The organism is Streptomyces fungicidicus (genome assembly GCF_003665435.1).
Taxonomy (GTDB): domain Bacteria; phylum Actinomycetota; class Actinomycetes; order Streptomycetales; family Streptomycetaceae; genus Streptomyces; species Streptomyces fungicidicus.
The window spans coordinates 4798855-4814334 of the sequence record NZ_CP023407.1 but is presented as its reverse complement, the minus strand read 5'-3'; the positions used below and the strand labels follow the sequence as shown (position 1 = coordinate 4814334).

General features: G+C 71.3%; 13 protein-coding genes. All 13 read right to left on the bottom strand.

Translation table 11 applies throughout. The features are described from left to right. The gene (locus CNQ36_RS22150) at positions 1-585 is read right to left on the bottom strand and encodes a Uma2 family endonuclease (RefSeq protein WP_121547265.1); all 585 of its coding nucleotides are present in this window, start codon (positions 583-585) and stop codon (positions 1-3) included. A 95-nt stretch (positions 586-680) separates the two neighbouring features. Then, positions 681-1958 carry a thymidine phosphorylase gene (locus CNQ36_RS22145; RefSeq protein WP_186363290.1) on the bottom strand — a complete coding sequence of 426 codons (1278 nt, stop codon included), beginning with the start codon at positions 1956-1958 and terminating at the stop codon, positions 681-683. 91 nt (positions 1959-2049) lie between these two features. Then, positions 2050-2448: a cytidine deaminase gene (locus CNQ36_RS22140; protein ID WP_121547264.1), complete on the bottom strand. Its 399-nt coding sequence runs from the start codon at positions 2446-2448 to the stop codon at positions 2050-2052. Further along, positions 2445-3719, bottom strand: a complete 1275-nt coding sequence (locus CNQ36_RS22135; protein WP_121547263.1) for an ABC transporter permease — start codon at positions 3717-3719, stop codon at positions 2445-2447. Before CNQ36_RS22135 ends, CNQ36_RS22140 begins: the two co-directional genes overlap by 4 nt. Then, a complete protein-coding gene (locus CNQ36_RS22130) occupies positions 3716-4837 on the bottom strand; it encodes an ABC transporter permease (RefSeq protein ID WP_121547262.1) in 1122 nt (373 codons plus the stop codon). The genes CNQ36_RS22135 and CNQ36_RS22130 overlap by 4 nt, the downstream gene beginning before the upstream one ends. Further along, positions 4837-6471, bottom strand: a complete 1635-nt coding sequence (locus CNQ36_RS22125) for an ABC transporter ATP-binding protein (RefSeq protein ID WP_206278484.1) — start codon at positions 6469-6471, stop codon at positions 4837-4839. Before CNQ36_RS22125 ends, CNQ36_RS22130 begins: the two co-directional genes overlap by 1 nt. A 138-nt stretch (positions 6472-6609) precedes the next feature. Further along, on the bottom strand, positions 6610-7659 hold the full coding sequence (locus CNQ36_RS22120; protein ID WP_004926665.1) for a BMP family lipoprotein: 1050 nt from the start codon (positions 7657-7659) through the stop codon (positions 6610-6612). Positions 7660-7932: 273 nt separating this feature from the next. Beyond that, positions 7933-8982 (bottom strand): BMP family lipoprotein, encoded by a 1050-nt coding sequence (locus tag CNQ36_RS22115; RefSeq protein ID WP_004926668.1) that lies wholly within the window; start codon positions 8980-8982, stop codon positions 7933-7935. Positions 8983-9264: 282 nt separating this feature from the next. Further along, complete coding sequence (locus CNQ36_RS22110) at positions 9265-10494, bottom strand: M20 family metallopeptidase (protein WP_121547261.1); 1230 nt, start codon at positions 10492-10494, stop codon at positions 9265-9267. Between the two features lie 326 nt (positions 10495-10820). After that, positions 10821-11885: a hypothetical protein gene (locus CNQ36_RS22105; RefSeq protein ID WP_004926671.1), complete on the bottom strand. Its 1065-nt coding sequence runs from the start codon at positions 11883-11885 to the stop codon at positions 10821-10823. Between the two features lie 50 nt (positions 11886-11935). Beyond that, a complete protein-coding gene (locus CNQ36_RS22100; RefSeq protein WP_121547260.1) occupies positions 11936-12874 on the bottom strand; it encodes an N-acetylneuraminate synthase family protein in 939 nt (312 codons plus the stop codon). Positions 12875-12887: 13 nt separating this feature from the next. Further along, positions 12888-14123, bottom strand: coding sequence for an N-acylneuraminate cytidylyltransferase (locus tag CNQ36_RS22095; protein WP_121547259.1), 1236 nt, complete (start codon positions 14121-14123; stop codon positions 12888-12890). Between the two features lie 32 nt (positions 14124-14155). Continuing rightward, complete coding sequence (locus tag CNQ36_RS22090) at positions 14156-15463, bottom strand: DUF6716 putative glycosyltransferase (protein ID WP_121547258.1); 1308 nt, start codon at positions 15461-15463, stop codon at positions 14156-14158. Positions 15464-15480 lie beyond the last annotated feature (17 nt).

The window sequence follows — 15480 nt, the reverse complement described above, 5'->3', positions numbered from 1 at the left end:
TCAGGTCGCGGGGAACTCGCTGGTGTCGATGACGAGGCCGAAGGGGGCGGGGAGCTTGAGCGGCTCACCGAACTTCGCCGTGGCCAAGGGGCGGTAGACGTCGCCCTCCGGTTCACCGTAGAGCGTCGCGGTCGGACCGTCGGGGGCCCAGCGGTCGACGAGGAGGTACAGCGGGATGCCTGCGGTGGCGTAGGCGGCGGGCTTGCTGACGCGGTCGTGACGTGCGTTGGACTTCGAGGTGACCTCGACGACCAGCTCGGCGAGGGCGGCGGGGATGTGGGAGTCCGACTCGGTGTGGTCCCGTACCGGGGCGACCACGAGGTCCGGGATGAGCATGCCCAGACGCGAGGGCACAGCGATGGCCAGGGTCTGGAAGATCTCCCAGTCCTCGGGGATCACGGAGTAGAGGCGGCGCTGGATGCGGGCCGCGATCACGTTGTGACGGTACGCGGGAGCGGGTGACACGGTGATGATCCCCTCGATGATCTCCACCTTGCTACCCTCGGGCCATTCCATTTCCTCCCAGAACCGGACGAGATCGTCCCAGCTCTGCTCGGGGTCCTGGCTCACGGTGAGTGCGCTCATGGCGGTCTCCTTCGGTGCGTCACCGAGTACAGCATGCCGAACGGGACCGGTAGGGGTCCACCGGTCCCGTTCATCCGATCAGGGGAAACCGCAGGTCAGGCGATGCGTTCCCGGACGACCGGGGTGGCCTCGAAGTGCGTGCCGGGGAGCGCGATGTCGTAGGAGCCGGCCACTGCCTGGAGGGCGTAGTCGAAGCGGTCCGGGGTGTCGGTGTGGAGGGTCAGGAGGGGCTGGCCCTCCGTGACCTCGTCGCCCGGCTTGGCGTGGAGCTCCACGCCGGCGCCCGCCTGGACCGGGTCCTCCTTGCGGGCGCGGCCCGCGCCGAGGCGCCAGGCGGCGACGCCGACGCCGTAGGCGTCGAGGCGGGTCAGGACGCCGGAGGACGGAGCCTTGACCACGTGCTGCTCGCGGGCCACCGGCAGCTCCGCGTCCGGGTCGCCGCCCTGGGCCGCGATCATGCGGCGCCAGACGTCCATCGCGGAGCCGTCGGCGAGGGCCTTCGCCGGGTCGGCGTCCTTCAGTCCGGCCGCGTCGAGCATCTCGCGGGCCAGGGCGAGGGTCAGCTCGACGACGTCCGCCGGGCCGCCGCCCGCCAGGACCTCGACGGACTCACGGACCTCGAGGGCGTTGCCCGCGGTGAGGCCGAGCGGGGTGGACATGTCGGTGAGCAGGGCGACCGTCCGCACTCCGGAGTCGGTGCCCAGGCCCACCATCGTGCGGGCCAGCTCGCGGGCGTCCTCGATCGTCTTCATGAACGCGCCGGTGCCGACCTTCACGTCCAGGACCAGGGAGCCGGTGCCCTCGGCGATCTTCTTCGACATGATCGAGGAGGCGATGAGCGGGATCGCCTCGACCGTGCCGGTGACGTCGCGCAGCGCGTAGAGCTTCTTGTCGGCCGGGGCCAGTCCGTCGCCCGCCGCGCAGATCACCGCGCCGGCGCCGTCCAGCACGGACAGCATCTCCTCGTTGGAGAGCAGGGCGCGCCAACCGGGGATGGACTCCAGCTTGTCGAGGGTGCCGCCGGTGTGGCCGAGGCCGCGGCCGGAGAGCTGGGGGACGGCCGCCCCGCAGGCCGCGACGAGCGGCGCGAGCGGCAGGGTGATCTTGTCGCCGACGCCGCCGGTGGAGTGCTTGTCGGCGGTCGGGCGGGACAGCGAGGAGAAGTCCATGCGCTCGCCGGAGGCGATCATCGCGGCCGTCCAGCGGGCGATCTCACCCCGGTTCATGCCGTTGAGCAGGATCGCCATCGCGAGGGCCGACATCTGCTCGTCGGCCACCTCCCCGCGGGTGTACGCGTCGATGACCCAGTCGATCTGCTCGTCGCTGAGTTCACCGCGGTCCCGCTTGGTGCGGATGACGGAGATGACGTCCATGGCCATGGCTGGGGGTTCCTTCCGGAGTGCGAAGGGTGCGGCCCCTCGGTACGACGGTTCGGGCCGTCGTACCGGGGGGGCCGCGGGGGCATTACTTGGTGAGGTGCTGCGGGCCGAAGGCCTGGGGCAGCATCTCGGAGAGCGGCAGGATCCCCTCCGGGGTCTCCAGCAGCAGTCCGGGGCCGCCGAACTCGTACAGCAGCTGGCGGCAGCGGCCGCACGGGACGAGGATCTCGCCGTTTCCGTCGACGCAGGTGAAGTGCGTCAGCCGGCCGCCCCCGGTGCGCTGCAGCTCCGAGACCAGTCCGCACTCGGCGCACAGCCCGAGCCCGTACGAGGCGTTCTCCACGTTGCAGCCGGAGACCGTGCGTCCGTCGTCGACCAGGGCCGCCACGCCGACCGGGTAGCCGGAGTAGGGGACGTACGCGTGGGTCATGGCCTCCCGCGCCAGGGTGCGCAGGGCCTCCCAGTCGGTGCCGGGCGCGGTCACTTCCCCTGTCCCTTCCGGTACGGCATGCCGTCCGCCTTCGGCATGCGCAGCCGTTGGGCGGAGAGGGCGAGGACCACCAGGGTGATGACGTACGGCGTGGCGGAGACGACCTGGTTGGGGACCTCGTTGGTGCCGGCGTACCAGGCGAACACGAGGGCGCCGACGACCAGGGTGATCACCGCGTTGACGTACTTCCTGCGGACGGCCAGCCAGATCGCGCCGATGACCAGCAGCAGCGCGCCGAGCAGCAGCAGGGCGTGCACGTTGGCGGAGCCGCCGCGCAGGTTGAGGCTGTCGGTGTAGCCGAACAGGCCGGCGCCGATGGCGAGGCCGCCCGGCATCCAGTTGCCGAAGATCATCGCGGCGAGGCCGATGTAGCCGCGGCCGCTGGTCTGGCCCTCCAGGTAGAAGGGGTTGGCGACGATGGAGAGGAAGACTCCGCCGAGGCCGGCCAGGGCGCCGGAGATGATCACGGCGAGGTACTTGTACTTGTAGACGTTGACGCCGAGGGACTCGGCGGCGATCGGGTTCTCGCCGCAGGAGCGCAGCCGCAGGCCGAACGCCGTGCGCCACAGGATCCACCAGGTGGCGGGGACGAGCGCGACCGCGATCAGGGTCAGCCAGGAGACGTTGGTGACCAGTCCGCCGAGCAGGCCGGCGATGTCGGAGACGAAGAACCAGCCCTTGTCGTTGAGGTCGCTCAGTCCGTCGGAGAGACCCGGCACGGTGAAGTGGCCGAGGGAGTCGACCGCCGGGGACTGCTTGGCGGAGCCGCCGGAGCGGCCCTCGAAGGCCAGCGGGGCGAGGTAGCGGGTGGCGCCGAGGGCGAGGATGTTGATGGCCACACCGGAGACGATGTGGTTCACGTTGAAGGTGACGGTGACGATCGCGTGCAGCAGGCCGCCGAGCGCGCCGCCGATGAGGCCGACGAGGACGCCGGTCCACGGGCCCCACTGGAAGCCGGCCCAGGCGCCGAACCAGGTGCCCAGGATCATCATGCCTTCGAGGCCGATGTTGACGACGCCCGCGCGCTCGGCCCACAGGCCGCCGAGGCCGGCGAGGCCGATGGGCACGGCGAGCTGGAGGGCGGTGGACATCTGGCTGACGTTGGTGATGCCGTCGGCGCCGGTGATGAGGCGGACGAGCGAGGTCAGCGCCAGGGCTCCGGCGATGACGAGGCACAGGACGGGCCACGACATGCGGCGGCCGGCCGGCGGGGCGTGCTCGAGCGACGGCTGGTTGACGTCGGTCGCTGTGGTCGGAGCGGTCATCGGCCGGCCACCTCCTTCGTGGTGTTGTTGGCGCCGAGGACGTGACCGGCGGCGAGCTCCGCGCCGACCCGGCGCTGCTGGCGGCGCAGGCCCCACTCGCGGACGGCCTCGTAGGAGACGACGACCGAGAGGACGATCAGGCCCTGCATGATGACCGCGATCTCCTTGTCGTAGCCGTGGAAGTCCAGCTCGGGCGAGGCCTTGTCGAGCCAGGCCCACAGCAGGGCGGCGAAGGCGATGCCGACCGGGCTGTTGCGGCCGAGCAGGGCGATGCCGATGCCGAGGAAGCCGATGCCGGTGGGGAAGTTGAGGCTGTAGGTGTGGGTGTCGCCGAGCAGGATCGGCAGGCCCGCGAGTCCGGCGATGGCGCCGGAGAGCAGCATGGCGGTGAGGACCATGCGCCTGGGGCTGACGCCGCTGGCCGCGGCGGCGGACTCGGAGGCGCCGGAGGCGCGCAGGTCGAAGCCGAAGCGGGTGCGGTTGAGGACGATCCAGTAGCCGATGCCGAGCAGGACGGCGAGGATCACCAGGCCGTAGATCTCGCCGGCCGCGCCCATGTCGATGCCGGGGATCCAGCCGGACTCGTACATCTCGCCGGTGGTGTTGTTGTTGCCGACCTTGACGCCGAAGACGTCCGGCTTCCACATGTAGACGATCAGCGAGGTGGCGATGGCGTTGAGCATGATCGTGGCCACGACCTCGCTGACGCCGCGGGTGACCTTGAGGACACCGGCGATCCCGGACCAGAAGGCGCCGGTGAACACGGCGGTCAGGAGCAGCAGCGGCACCTGGAGGGCGGCCGGCAGGTTCGCGTGGGCGCCGACGACGGCGGCCATCATGGCGGCGAGCTGGTACTGGCCGTCGACGCCGATGTTGAACAGGTTCATCCGGAAGCCGATGGCGACCGCGAGGGCGGCGATGTAGTACATCGAGGCCTGGTTGACGATCAGGACCTGGATGTCGGAGAAGCCGGCCTGCTCGAACATGAGGGCGAACGGTTCGACCGGGTTCTTGCCGGAGGCGATCAGGACGATCGCGCTCAGCACGAAGGCCACGGCGAGCGCGATGACCGGCCCGGCCACCGCGAGGAGCACGCGCTCCTTGTCGAACTTCTTCATCAGCGGGCCTCGTCTTCCGGAGACTCGGCGGACGTGGACGCGTCGGCCGGGGTCTCGGGGGTCTCTTCGTGCTCGAGGTGGCCCTCGGCGGCGCCGGTCATGGCGGTGCCGAGTTCCTCCGGGGTGATGGTGGCCGGGTCGGCGTCCGCGACCAGCTTGCCGTCGTAGATCACCCGGAGGGTGTCGGACAGACCGATGAGCTCGTCCAGGTCGGCGGAGATCAGCAGCACGGCCAGGCCCTCGCGGCGGGCCTCGCGGATGTGGTCCCAGATGGCGGCCTGCGCGCCGACGTCCACACCGCGGGTGGGGTGGGCGGCGATCAGGAAGCGCGGCTTGTGGCTCATCTCGCGGCCGACGATCAGCTTCTGCTGGTTGCCGCCGGAGAGGGAGGCCGCGGTGACGTCGATGCCGGGGGTGCGCACGTCGTACTCGGTGACGATGCGGCGGGTGTCCTCCTGGGCGCCCTTCGGGTCCAGCCAGACGCCCTTGGCGTTGGGCCGCTCGGTGACGTGGCCGAGGATGCGGTTCTCCCAGAGGGGGGCCTCCAGGAGCAGGCCGTGCCGGTGGCGGTCCTCGGGGATGTAGCCGATGCCCTGCTCGCGGCGCTTGCGGGTGGCCCAGGAGGTGATCTCCTGGGCCGCCAGCCGGATGACGCCGGAGTCGGCGTGCCGGAGGCCGATGAGGGCGTCGACCAGTTCGGTCTGGCCGTTGCCCTCCACGCCGGCGATGCCCAGGACCTCGCCCTCGTGGATGGTGAAGCTGATGTCGTCGAGGAGTGCCTTGCCGCCGGGGGCGGCCAGGCGCAGCTTGTCGACGGCGATGACGGGGCGGTCGGTGACCGTGGACTCGGCGGTCTCGGGGGTCGGCAGCTCGCTGCCCACCATCAGCTCGGCGAGCTGCCGGGGGGTCGTCTCGGCGGGGACGGCCGTGCCGACCGTGGTGCCGCGGCGGATCACGGTGATCTCGTCGGCGACGGAGAGGACCTCGCCCAGCTTGTGCGAGATGAAGATGACCGACAGGCCCTCGGCCTTGAGCTCGCGCAGGTTGTCGAAGAGGGCGTCGACCTCCTGCGGGACGAGGACGGCGGTGGGCTCGTCGAGAATCAGGGTGGTGGCGCCGCGGTAGAGGACCTTGAGGATCTCCACGCGCTGGCGGGCGGCGACGCCGAGCTCCTCGACCAGGACGTCGGGGCGCACGCCGAGGCCGTAGCGCTCGGAGAGCTCCTTGATCTTGCGGCGGGCCTTCGCGCCGATGCCGTAGAGCTTCTCACTGCCGAGGACGACGTTCTCGAGGACGGTGAGGTTGTCGGCGAGCATGAAGTGCTGGTGGACCATGCCGATGCCGCGGACGATGGCGTCGGCGGGCGACGAGAAGCTCACCTTCTCGCCGTGGATCGCGATGGTGCCCTCGTCCGGCTTCTGCATGCCGTAGAGGATCTTCATCAGGGTCGACTTGCCGGCGCCGTTCTCGCCGACCAGGGCGTGGACGGTGCCCTTGCGGACGGTGAGGTGGATGTCGTGGTTGGCCACGACGCCCGGAAAGCGCTTGGTGATCCCGGCGAGCTCGACGGCGGTCGCCTGACCGTGGACCGCCGCTCCGGCCGGAGGGCTGCTGGACGCGTTGATGACGCACACTCCTGGGGACGGGGGCCGTCTACGCGCGTAGTGCCCCTACGGCATACAAAGGGGTGGCGCACCGAACCGACGGGGTACGAGAAGCCTGGCTCCTCGCACCCCGTCGAGCGGACGCGACCCCGCGATGGTTCAGAGGTGTCAGCTCGACTTGACCTTGATCTCGCCGCTGATGATCTTCTCCTTGGCCGTCTCGATGGCTTCCTGGAGTTCGGCGTCGTCCGCGAACTTCGGGTTGGAGTTCGACAGGCTCACCTCACCCGTCTTCAGATCGCCCTTGACGATACCGGTCGCGGGCTTGCCGTCCTCGACCGACTTCGCAAGGTTGAACACCGCCTTGGCGACGTCCTTCATCGCCGAGGTGAGGATCGAGTCCTTGTACTTGGCGAGGGCTTCCTGCTTGTACTGGTCGGAGTCGACACCGATCGCCCACACCTTGTTGGCGGCGGCGGCCTCGATGACACCCTGACCGGACAGACCGGCGGCCGCGTACACGACGTCGGCCTTCTTCTCGATCTGGCCCTCGGCGGCGCTCTTGCCCTTGTCGGGGCTGGAGAAGCCGCCCTCCTCGGCGGTCTGCGTCAGGTACTGCGGGATCACCTTGACCTTGGGGTCGGTGTCCTTCACGCCCTGCTTGTAGCCGGCCTCGAACTTGTGGATCAGCGGGATGTCCACACCGCCCACGAAGCCGACCGTCTTCGTCTTGGTGGCCTTGGCGGCGGCGACACCGGCGAGGTAGGAGGCCTCCTCCTCGGAGAACACCAGGTCCGCGACGTTGTCCGCCTCGATCGTGGCGTCGTCGACGATGCCGAAGGTGGTGTCGGGGTACTTCTCCGCGGCGCCCTTCAGGGCGGCGGCGTACGCGTAGCCGACACCGACGACCGGGTTGTAGCCCTGCTTCGCCAGCGAGACCAGGCGCTGCTCCTTGTCGGCGTCCGTCTCGCCGTCGGTGGGCTCGACGTCGGCGGTCTCGTAGCCGAACTGCTTCTTCGCCTGCTCCAGACCCGCGTACGCGGCGTCGTTGAAGGACTGGTCGCCCTTGCCGCCGACGTCGTAGGCGATGGCGAGGCCCTTGTCACCCTTCGACTCCGAGGAGCCGGAGGAGGTGGAGGTGCCGCCGCAGGCGGAGAGGGCGAGGGCCAGGGAGGCGGTCGCTGCGCCTGCGACCGTGATCCGGGAAATCCGGCGCATGTGTGGTGCTCCTAGTCGTACAAGCGCCGGGGACGTGTTCAGCTGCGGCGCTGGCTTTGCCGCAGATTAACGCGCGTAGACCTGCCTGAAAACCCCTTCTGTCCACCTTGTTATGCGCCCGTGGCCATACGGCGTCGAGCAGTGGTCAGGGCGTTGCCGGGCGCGAACGGCGGGTGGCTGTGGGTGAGCGGAGGCGGGGGCACGGGGCGTGAACGGCGAGCGGGCGGGCACCGTCGGCGCCCGCCCGCTCCGCCCGGATCCGCCGGGTTCCGGCTACTCGGTCGCGACCTTGATGGAACCGCTGGTGATGCCTTCCTTGGCCTTCGCCACGGCGTCCGTCAGACCGGCGACCTCGGCCATCTTCGGGTTGCTGTCGGACAGGCCCACGCCGTTCACCTTCAGGTCGAAGACCTGGGTGCCGGTCAGCGGCTTGTCGTCCTTGACCGACTTGGCGAGGGTGTACACCGCGCCGCCGACGTCCTTGAGGGCGGAGGTGAGGATGTAGTCCTTGTACTGGGCGAGGGCTTCCTGCTGGTACTGGTCGGAGTCGACGCCGATCGCCCAGACCTTCGCCTTCGCGGCGGCCTCGATGACGCCCTGGCCGGAGAGACCGGCCGCCTGGTAGACGACGTCGGCCTTCTTCTCGATCTGGCCCTCGGCGGCGGCCTTGCCCTTGTCGGGGCTGGAGAAGCCGCCCTCCTCCGCGGTCTGCGTCAGGTACTGCGGGATCACCTTGACCTTGGGGTCGGTGTCCTTCACGCCCTGCTTGTAGCCGGCCTCGAACTTGTGGATCAGCGGGATGTCCACACCGCCCACGAAGCCGACCGTCTTCGTCTTGGTGGCCTTGGCGGCGGCGACACCGGCGAGGTAGGAGGCCTGCTCCTCGGCGAAGACCAGGGAGGCGACGTTGTCGCCCTCGACGACGGAGTCGACGATGCCGAAGGTGGTGTCCGGGTACTTGGCGGCGACGGCCTCCATGGCGGGGCCGTAGGCGAAGCCGACGCCGATGACCGGGTTGTACCCCTGCTTCGCCAGCGAGGACAGGCGCTGCTCCTTGTCCGCGTCGGTCTCGCCCTCGGTGGGCTCGACGTCGGCGGTCTTGTAGCCGAACTCGTCCTTGGCCTTGGTCAGGCCGGCGAAGGCGGCGTCGTTGAAGGACTGGTCGCCCTTGCCGCCGATGTCGTAGGCGATGGCGAGACCGAGGTCCTCCTTGGAGCCGTCGCTGTCGCCGCTGTCACTGCTGGTGCCACCGCAGGCGGTGGCGGCGAGTGCGAGCGAGGCGACGCCCACCGCGGCGCGGGTCAGTCTGGATATCCGACGCATCTGAAGTTCCCCATTCTCCAAAGCCCCGCAACGGGTGCTCGGTTCGGCGCACATTAACGCGCGTAGACACTCCTGGGAACGGGATCGAGCGGGGCCGTTATCCATTCGTGCCGATGGCCGGTTACGCCCTTGTGAAGCAGAGGGCCGTACGGGACCGAAAGGGGGCAATCGGTCCTGCGCGTCCGCCGGGGCGGCGAGGACTCACGCTGCCCCTCCCCCGCCCGGTCCGCAAGCGGAGCGGGCGGTAAGGAGGTAGGGGCGGAGAGGGGCGGGCCGGCGCTGCTACCGGAGGGCGTCCAGGAGGGCCGCGGCGGTGAAGAGTTCCACGCCGACGGTGATGGCGTGCTCGTCCACGTCGAAGTCGCCCTGGTGCAGATCGCGCACGGTGCGCTCGCCCGGGGGGCGGACGCCGAGGCGGGCCATGGCGCCGGGGACCCGCTCCAGGTACCAGGAGAAGTCCTCGCCGCCGAGGCTCTGTTCGGTGCCCTCGACGGACTCCACTCCGCGCCGGGCGGTCATGGCGTCACGCAGCAGTTCGGTGGCGCCGGCCTCGTTGACGACCGGCGGAACGCCCCGCACGTAGGTGATCTCCGACTTGGCGCGGTGCAGGTTGGCGATCTCGTCGATGGCCGCCACCACGACGTCGGGGGCCTGCCGCCAGGTCTCCAGGTCCAGGCAGCGCACGGTGCCGGACAGCTCCGCGTGCTGCGGGATGACGTTGGGCGCGTGGCCCGACTCGACGCGGCCCCAGGTCACGGCGAGTCCGCTGCGGCTGTCGACGCGCCGGCCGACCAGGGCGGGGACGTCGGTGACGACGCGGGCGGCGGCGGTGACCAGGTCGGTGGTCAGGTGCGGCCGTGCGGTGTGACCGCCGGGGCCGTCGAGGGCGATCTCCAGCCGGTCGCAGGCGGAGGTGATGGCGCCCTGGCGCAGCCCGATCTTCCCGGCGTCGACCCGGGGATCGCAGTGCACGGCGAGGATCCGCCCGACGCCGTCGAGTCCGCTGTCCTCGATGACCTCGGCCGCTCCGCCGGGCAGCACTTCCTCGGCGGGCTGGAAGATCAGCCGCACGGGGCGGGGCAGCAGGCCCTGGCGGTGCAGCTCGGCGAGGACCAGACCGGCGCCGAGGACCACGGTGGTGTGCACGTCGTGGCCGCAGGCGTGGGCGCGGTCGGGCACGGTGGAGCGGTACGGGCAGTCGGCCTTCATGTCGGGGATGGGCAGGCCGTCGATGTCGGCGCGCAGGGCGAGCATCGCCGGTTCCGCGCCGGCCTCGCCGTCGGTTCCGATGTCACAGACCAGGCCGGTGCCGCCGGAGAGTACGCGGGGCCGCAGGCCGGCTCGCTCGAGACGTTCCTTGATCGCGGCCGTGGTGCGGAACTCCTGGTGACCGAGCTCCGGATGCATGTGCAGGTCGCGTCGGAACGCCACGAGTTCGACACGCAGTGCCTCGGGCAGCGCGCCGGGAAGCACCGCTCCCCCGGGGAGATCGATCTCGGACTCCAGTGACATCAGTGGCTTCACCCTTTGAAGAGTAGGGTGCCGGAGCCGTCCACTGACCCCTGATCAAGAAAAATCAGCCCGTTGGGGGGAGAAAAACCGGCTGCCCTACGCATAGCTGTCTGTGGAGGTGGGTACACTCACCGCCTCTTTGTGAGGGTATAGGCCGATGGCCTGCCGGGCCATGATGGCGATCACATTCCGCGGCCCCACTCCCGGCACCTTCCACTCCTCACGGTTACCACGATCGGCCGAAGCCACGCGGACGGGTTCATTCGGCCGAAGGCGGACGGCGTCCGCGCCACGGCCCCCGTCGCGACCGGGCAGGGCGTTCCGGCTCAGACCGCCGGCGCGGTACGCAGGTGGTGGACGGCCTTCGCGGTGTCCGTGACGTTGGACAGGAAGCCCTGGGCCCGGGGGGAGGCGTTCTTGGTCAGCCAGGCCGGGTCTATGTCGCACACCGCCACGCGGACGCCCGTGCCCGCGAGGGCCAGCGGCAGGGTGTGGACGACCGTGGAGGGGAAGCTGAGGACGGTGCGGCCGATGGGGCCCCGGCGGGCGATGAGTTCCAGGGGGAGTTCCGGGCGGACGATCTCCAGGCCCGTCTCGACCGCGAGCCGGTGGAGCTTCTCGGTGCTCTCGCGGCGGTGCGCGAAGTAGCGCTTGGCGCCGTGCGTGGCCACCAGGGCGCGTACGGCCTCCAGATAGGCGTCGGCGTCCACCACCCCGGTCTCCACCAGGGAGGTGCCCACCATGTCCGCGCCCCGGGTGACGCTGGGCGGGCCGAAGCGGTCCCGGGTCCAGGCGAAGGTGTGGGCGCTGACGGTGACCCCGGGCGGGGCGTCCTCCATGGGCATGGAGGTGAAGATCTCCACCGTGCGCTTCTCGCCGGGGGTGAGCCGGCGCCGGGCGACGGCGGACACGGGGGCGAGGACGAGCTCCCGGGGGCCGGGGCGGCCGCCCTTGCGGTGCCAGCGCACCAGGCGTTCGCCCCGGGCCAGCTGCCCGACGAACTCCATGGTCGCGGTGCCGTCGTCGACGACGACGACCTCACGGGCACGGGTGATCGTCAGCAGCAGCTGGACGTACCGGGAGAACGGGTCCCCGAGGACGACCCGGCCGGCCCGGCGCAGCGGCCCGGCCAGGCCCCCGACCGTCTGCAGCGGGGCGCCCGCTCCCCCGCGGGCCTCCTCCCAGCGGACCTCGTGGCCCTCCTCGCGGGCCAGTTCGGCCATGCGGCGCAGCTGGCCGCGGGTCATGGGGTCGACCGGGGACAGCACCACGAGGGTGAGCCCCACGCCGGGCGCATGCGCGTGCGCCCACTCCAGCACGTTCAGCAGTTGTACCGGGCTCTCGACGAAGGCGAGAGTGTGGGGGCCGGGCCGGCCGGCGCGGGGGCTCATCGACGTACGACCGTTCCCGTCGTCGTAAGGGTGGGATGGGTGGGGTGCGGTCAGACGGCGAGCGGTTCGCCCGCGGCCGTGGCGATCTCGGCCTCGGCGACCACACCGGCGACGCGGCGCAGCTTCTTCATCGGGCCCAGCTCGGAGTCGTAGACCTTCTTGACGCCGTCGCCGAGGGACTCCTCGATGGTGCGGATGTCGCGGACCAGGCGGGTCAGGCCCTGCGGCTCGACGGACGCGGCCTGGTCGGAGCCCCACATGGCGCGGTCCAGGGTGATGTGGCGCTCGACGAAGGTGGCGCCGAGGGCGACGGCGGCCAGGGTGGTCTGCAGGCCGGTCTCGTGGCCGGAGTAGCCGATCGGGACGTTCGGGTACTCCTGCTGCAGGGTGTTGATCACGCGGAGGTTCAGCTCCTCGGCCTTGGCCGGGTAGGTGGACGTCGCGTGGCAGAGCAGGATGTTGTCGCTGCCGAGCACCTCCACCGCGTGGCGGATCTGCTTCGGGGTGGACATGCCGGTGGAGAGGATGATCGTGCGGCCGGTGGAGCGCAGGGCGCGCAGCAGCTCGTCGTCCGTGAGCGAGGCGGAGGCGACCTTGTGGGCGGGGACGTCGAACTTCTCCAGGAAGGCGACGGCCTCGGTGTCCCACGGGGAGGCGAACCAGGCGATGTTCCTGGACTTGCAGTACTCGTCGATCCGGCGGTACTCGTCCTCGCCGAACTCCACGCGGTGGCGGTAGTCGATGTAGGTCATGCGGCCCCAGGGGGTGTCGCGCTCGATGTCCCACTGGTCGCGCGGGGTGCAGATCTCGGGGGTGCGCTTCTGGAACTTGACGGCGTCGCAGCCGGCCTCGGCGGCGGCGTCGATCAGCTTGAACGCGTTCTCGATGTCGCCGTTGTGGTTGATGCCGATCTCGCCGGTGACGTACACCGGGCGGCCGGGGCCGGCCTCGCGGGTGCCGAAGGTGCGGATGCGGGAGTCGGTGCTCATGAGCGGTGCTTCCTTACTTGGGGAGGGAATCGAGAGAGGGGCCGAGGATCCAGCTGGCGATCTCCCGGATCGCGCCGTCGCCACCGGGGACGGTGGTGACCGCGCGTGCGGCGCCGCGCACGACGTCGTGGGCGCTCGCGACCGCCACGGGCCAGCCGACGAGGGCGAAGCACGGGAGGTCATTGACGTCGTTGCCGACGTAGAGCACGCGCTCGGGCGCGATGCCCTGTTCCTCGCACCACTGCTTGAGTGCGAGGTCCTTGCGGTCGATGCCGTGCAGCACGGGGAGCTTGAGCTTGCGCGCGCGGGCGGCGACGACCGGGTTCTGTTCCGTGGACAGGATGAGCAGCCTGAGGCCGCTGCGGCGCAGGGCCGCGATGCCGAGTCCGTCGCCGCGGTGCACGGAGACGAACTCCCGTCCGTCGGAGTCGATCAGCACCCTGTCGTCGGTCTGGGTGCCGTCGAAGTCGAGGACGACCGCGTCGATGTCCTGCGCGGTCGGGAGGGCGCCGGGCCGTTCGCCGTCGAAGAGCGGGGCGAGGGCCCGGGAGCGCGCCAGGTCGTGCGGGTCGTCGATCTCCAGCACGCGGGCCGGGTCGGTGCGCACGAGTTCGGTGCGGCCGAAGAAGCGGTGCTGGTGCTCACGGAAGCCGGCCGCGTCCATGGCGTAGGCGGCGCCGGTCTCCAGGAGGTCCTGGGGGCGGTCCTGGCGGCGGGGGCGGAAGGCCTTGTCGTGGTTGACGCCGTGGCCTCCGGAAGCCCGCTCCGCCGGGGCGCCGGCCCCGTCCGCGGCGTCGCGCCAGAGGAAGCCGTGGAACGGGGCGACGGTCACCGCGGTGTCGGCGCCCTGGTCGGCCACCGCGCCGGCCACTCCGTCGACGTCCTCGCGGACCAGGAAGGGGCTGGTGCACTGCACGAGCAGGACGACGTCCACGGGGGCGCCGTGCAGGGCCTCGTGGGTGTCCATGGCGTGCAGCACGGCGGCCTCGGAGGTGGCGGTGTCGCCGGCGATGGCGGCGGGCCGCAGCACGACCTCGGCGCCTGCCTGCCGGGCGGCGGCCGCGATGGCCTGGTCGTCGGTGGAGACGACGACGTCCGTGACGTACCGGGCGGCACGGCACTCGCGCACCGCGCGGGCCACCAGGGGGACGCCGCCGACGGGGGCGAGGTTCTTCGCGGGGACGCCCTTGGAGCCGCCGCGCGCGGGAATCACGGCGAGCACGCGGCGCACCGTCGGCGGGTGGGTCATGGGATCAGCTCCTTGAGCGGGGGTCGGGCCGGTCACAGCTCGCCCATCCGGCGGATCACCGGGGCCACGCGCTGCACGCCGTGCCGGTAGGCGCCGCGCGCCGCCCGGCGCACGATCTGCCGGACCGGTCCGGGCTCCCGGTCGGCGGCGGGCGCGCCGGGCAGCGGGGAGCCGTCCGGGCCGAGGTGGTGGCGGGCGAGGATGCCGGGCAGGTAGCCGGGCGCGGTGACGGGCGTGTAGTACGGGGTGAGCGGCGGGAGTCCGCCGGGGCGGCCGAGCAGCGCGGCGATGCGCTCGCGGGCGCTGTCGAAGGCGGTGGCGTAGGAGCCCTCCGCCGCGACGCCCTGCCGGGCGACCCACTCCGGGTCGGGCCCGGGGCGGTGTCCCGCGTCGAGCTGGTCCCAGGAGGCGAGGCAGCCGGAGCCGACGAAGTGGTGGTTGCCGAGCGCCTCCCGGATGCCCAGGTCGGTGAGGATCACCGTGGGGATCCGGCGGTGCAGGGACTCCAGGGCGGCCGTGGAGCTGACCGTGACGAGGAGGTCGGTGCGGTCCAGGACCTCGCCCATGTGCCCGTACACGAGGCTGAAGTTGGCCGGCAGGTCCTGCCGCTGGGCGAGCTTCTGGTAGGGCAGTTCCTCGATGTGCGTGGTGTGCTCGCCGGGCCTGGAGCGCAGCTTCAGCAGCACCTCGCGCTCCGGGTGCCGGCGGGCGTGCTCCAGCAGCCGGTTCAGCAGGTACGTACGGTCCCTGCGGCTGGCCGGCACGGAGGGCTGGGCCGCGAACACCACGGTGTAGGGGTCGTGTTCGCCGGTGTAGGCGTCCCCGCCGAGGAACGGCAGCGCGACCTCGGTCACCGAGCCGGCGTCGGCGCCCACTCCCTCGTACACGGCGCGGAAACGCTCCGCGTCCTGGCGGGAGTTGGCGAGCACCAGGTCGGCGCCGTGGCGCAGCAGCAGGCCGTCGGCGAGCTTCTCGTAGACGACGCCGACGTAGCCGGTGACGACGACGGGCCGGTCGGGCCGGTCCTCCCAGACGCGCTTGAGGCCGTGCAGCATCGCCTGCACGCCGCCGCCGACCAGGGCGAGCACGAGGACGTCGTACGACTCCTCGCGCATCGCGCGCAGGAACTCGACGGCGGTGACCTCGCGGAGCGAGTCCGCGCGGACTCCGACCTCGCCGAGCTGGCGGGCGGTGGGCGTGGCGCGGCCCCGCAGCAGGAATCCGTCAAGACGGATTTCGCGCGGCGCGACGCGGTCGGCGGTGAGGGCGCCCCATTTCCACCGGGTGTCGGAATCCGCGAGGACCGCCACCCTGAGGGGCTTCGTTGCACTTGCTGGCACGCCGAAGACGCTAGGAA

Bases quoted from the DNA above. Each gene is read 5' to 3' on its own strand.
- CNQ36_RS22150 (WP_121547265.1), bottom strand. From the start codon at position 585: ATGAGCGCACTCACCGTGAGCCAGGACCCCGAGCAGAGCTGGGACGAT.
- CNQ36_RS22145 (WP_186363290.1), bottom strand. From the start codon at position 1,958: ATGGACGTCATCTCCGTCATCCGCACCAAGCGGGACCGCGGTGAACTC.
- CNQ36_RS22135 (WP_121547263.1), bottom strand. From the start codon at position 3,719: ATGACCGCTCCGACCACAGCGACCGACGTCAACCAGCCGTCGCTCGAG.
- CNQ36_RS22130 (WP_121547262.1), bottom strand. From the start codon at position 4,837: ATGAAGAAGTTCGACAAGGAGCGCGTGCTCCTCGCGGTGGCCGGGCCG.
- CNQ36_RS22120 (WP_004926665.1), bottom strand. From the start codon at position 7,659: ATGCGCCGGATTTCCCGGATCACGGTCGCAGGCGCAGCGACCGCCTCC.
- CNQ36_RS22115 (WP_004926668.1), bottom strand. From the start codon at position 8,982: ATGCGTCGGATATCCAGACTGACCCGCGCCGCGGTGGGCGTCGCCTCG.
- CNQ36_RS22110 (WP_121547261.1), bottom strand. From the start codon at position 10,494: ATGTCACTGGAGTCCGAGATCGATCTCCCCGGGGGAGCGGTGCTTCCC.
- CNQ36_RS22105 (WP_004926671.1), bottom strand. From the start codon at position 11,885: ATGAGCCCCCGCGCCGGCCGGCCCGGCCCCCACACTCTCGCCTTCGTC.
- CNQ36_RS22100 (WP_121547260.1), bottom strand. From the start codon at position 12,874: ATGAGCACCGACTCCCGCATCCGCACCTTCGGCACCCGCGAGGCCGGC.
- CNQ36_RS22095 (WP_121547259.1), bottom strand. From the start codon at position 14,123: ATGACCCACCCGCCGACGGTGCGCCGCGTGCTCGCCGTGATTCCCGCG.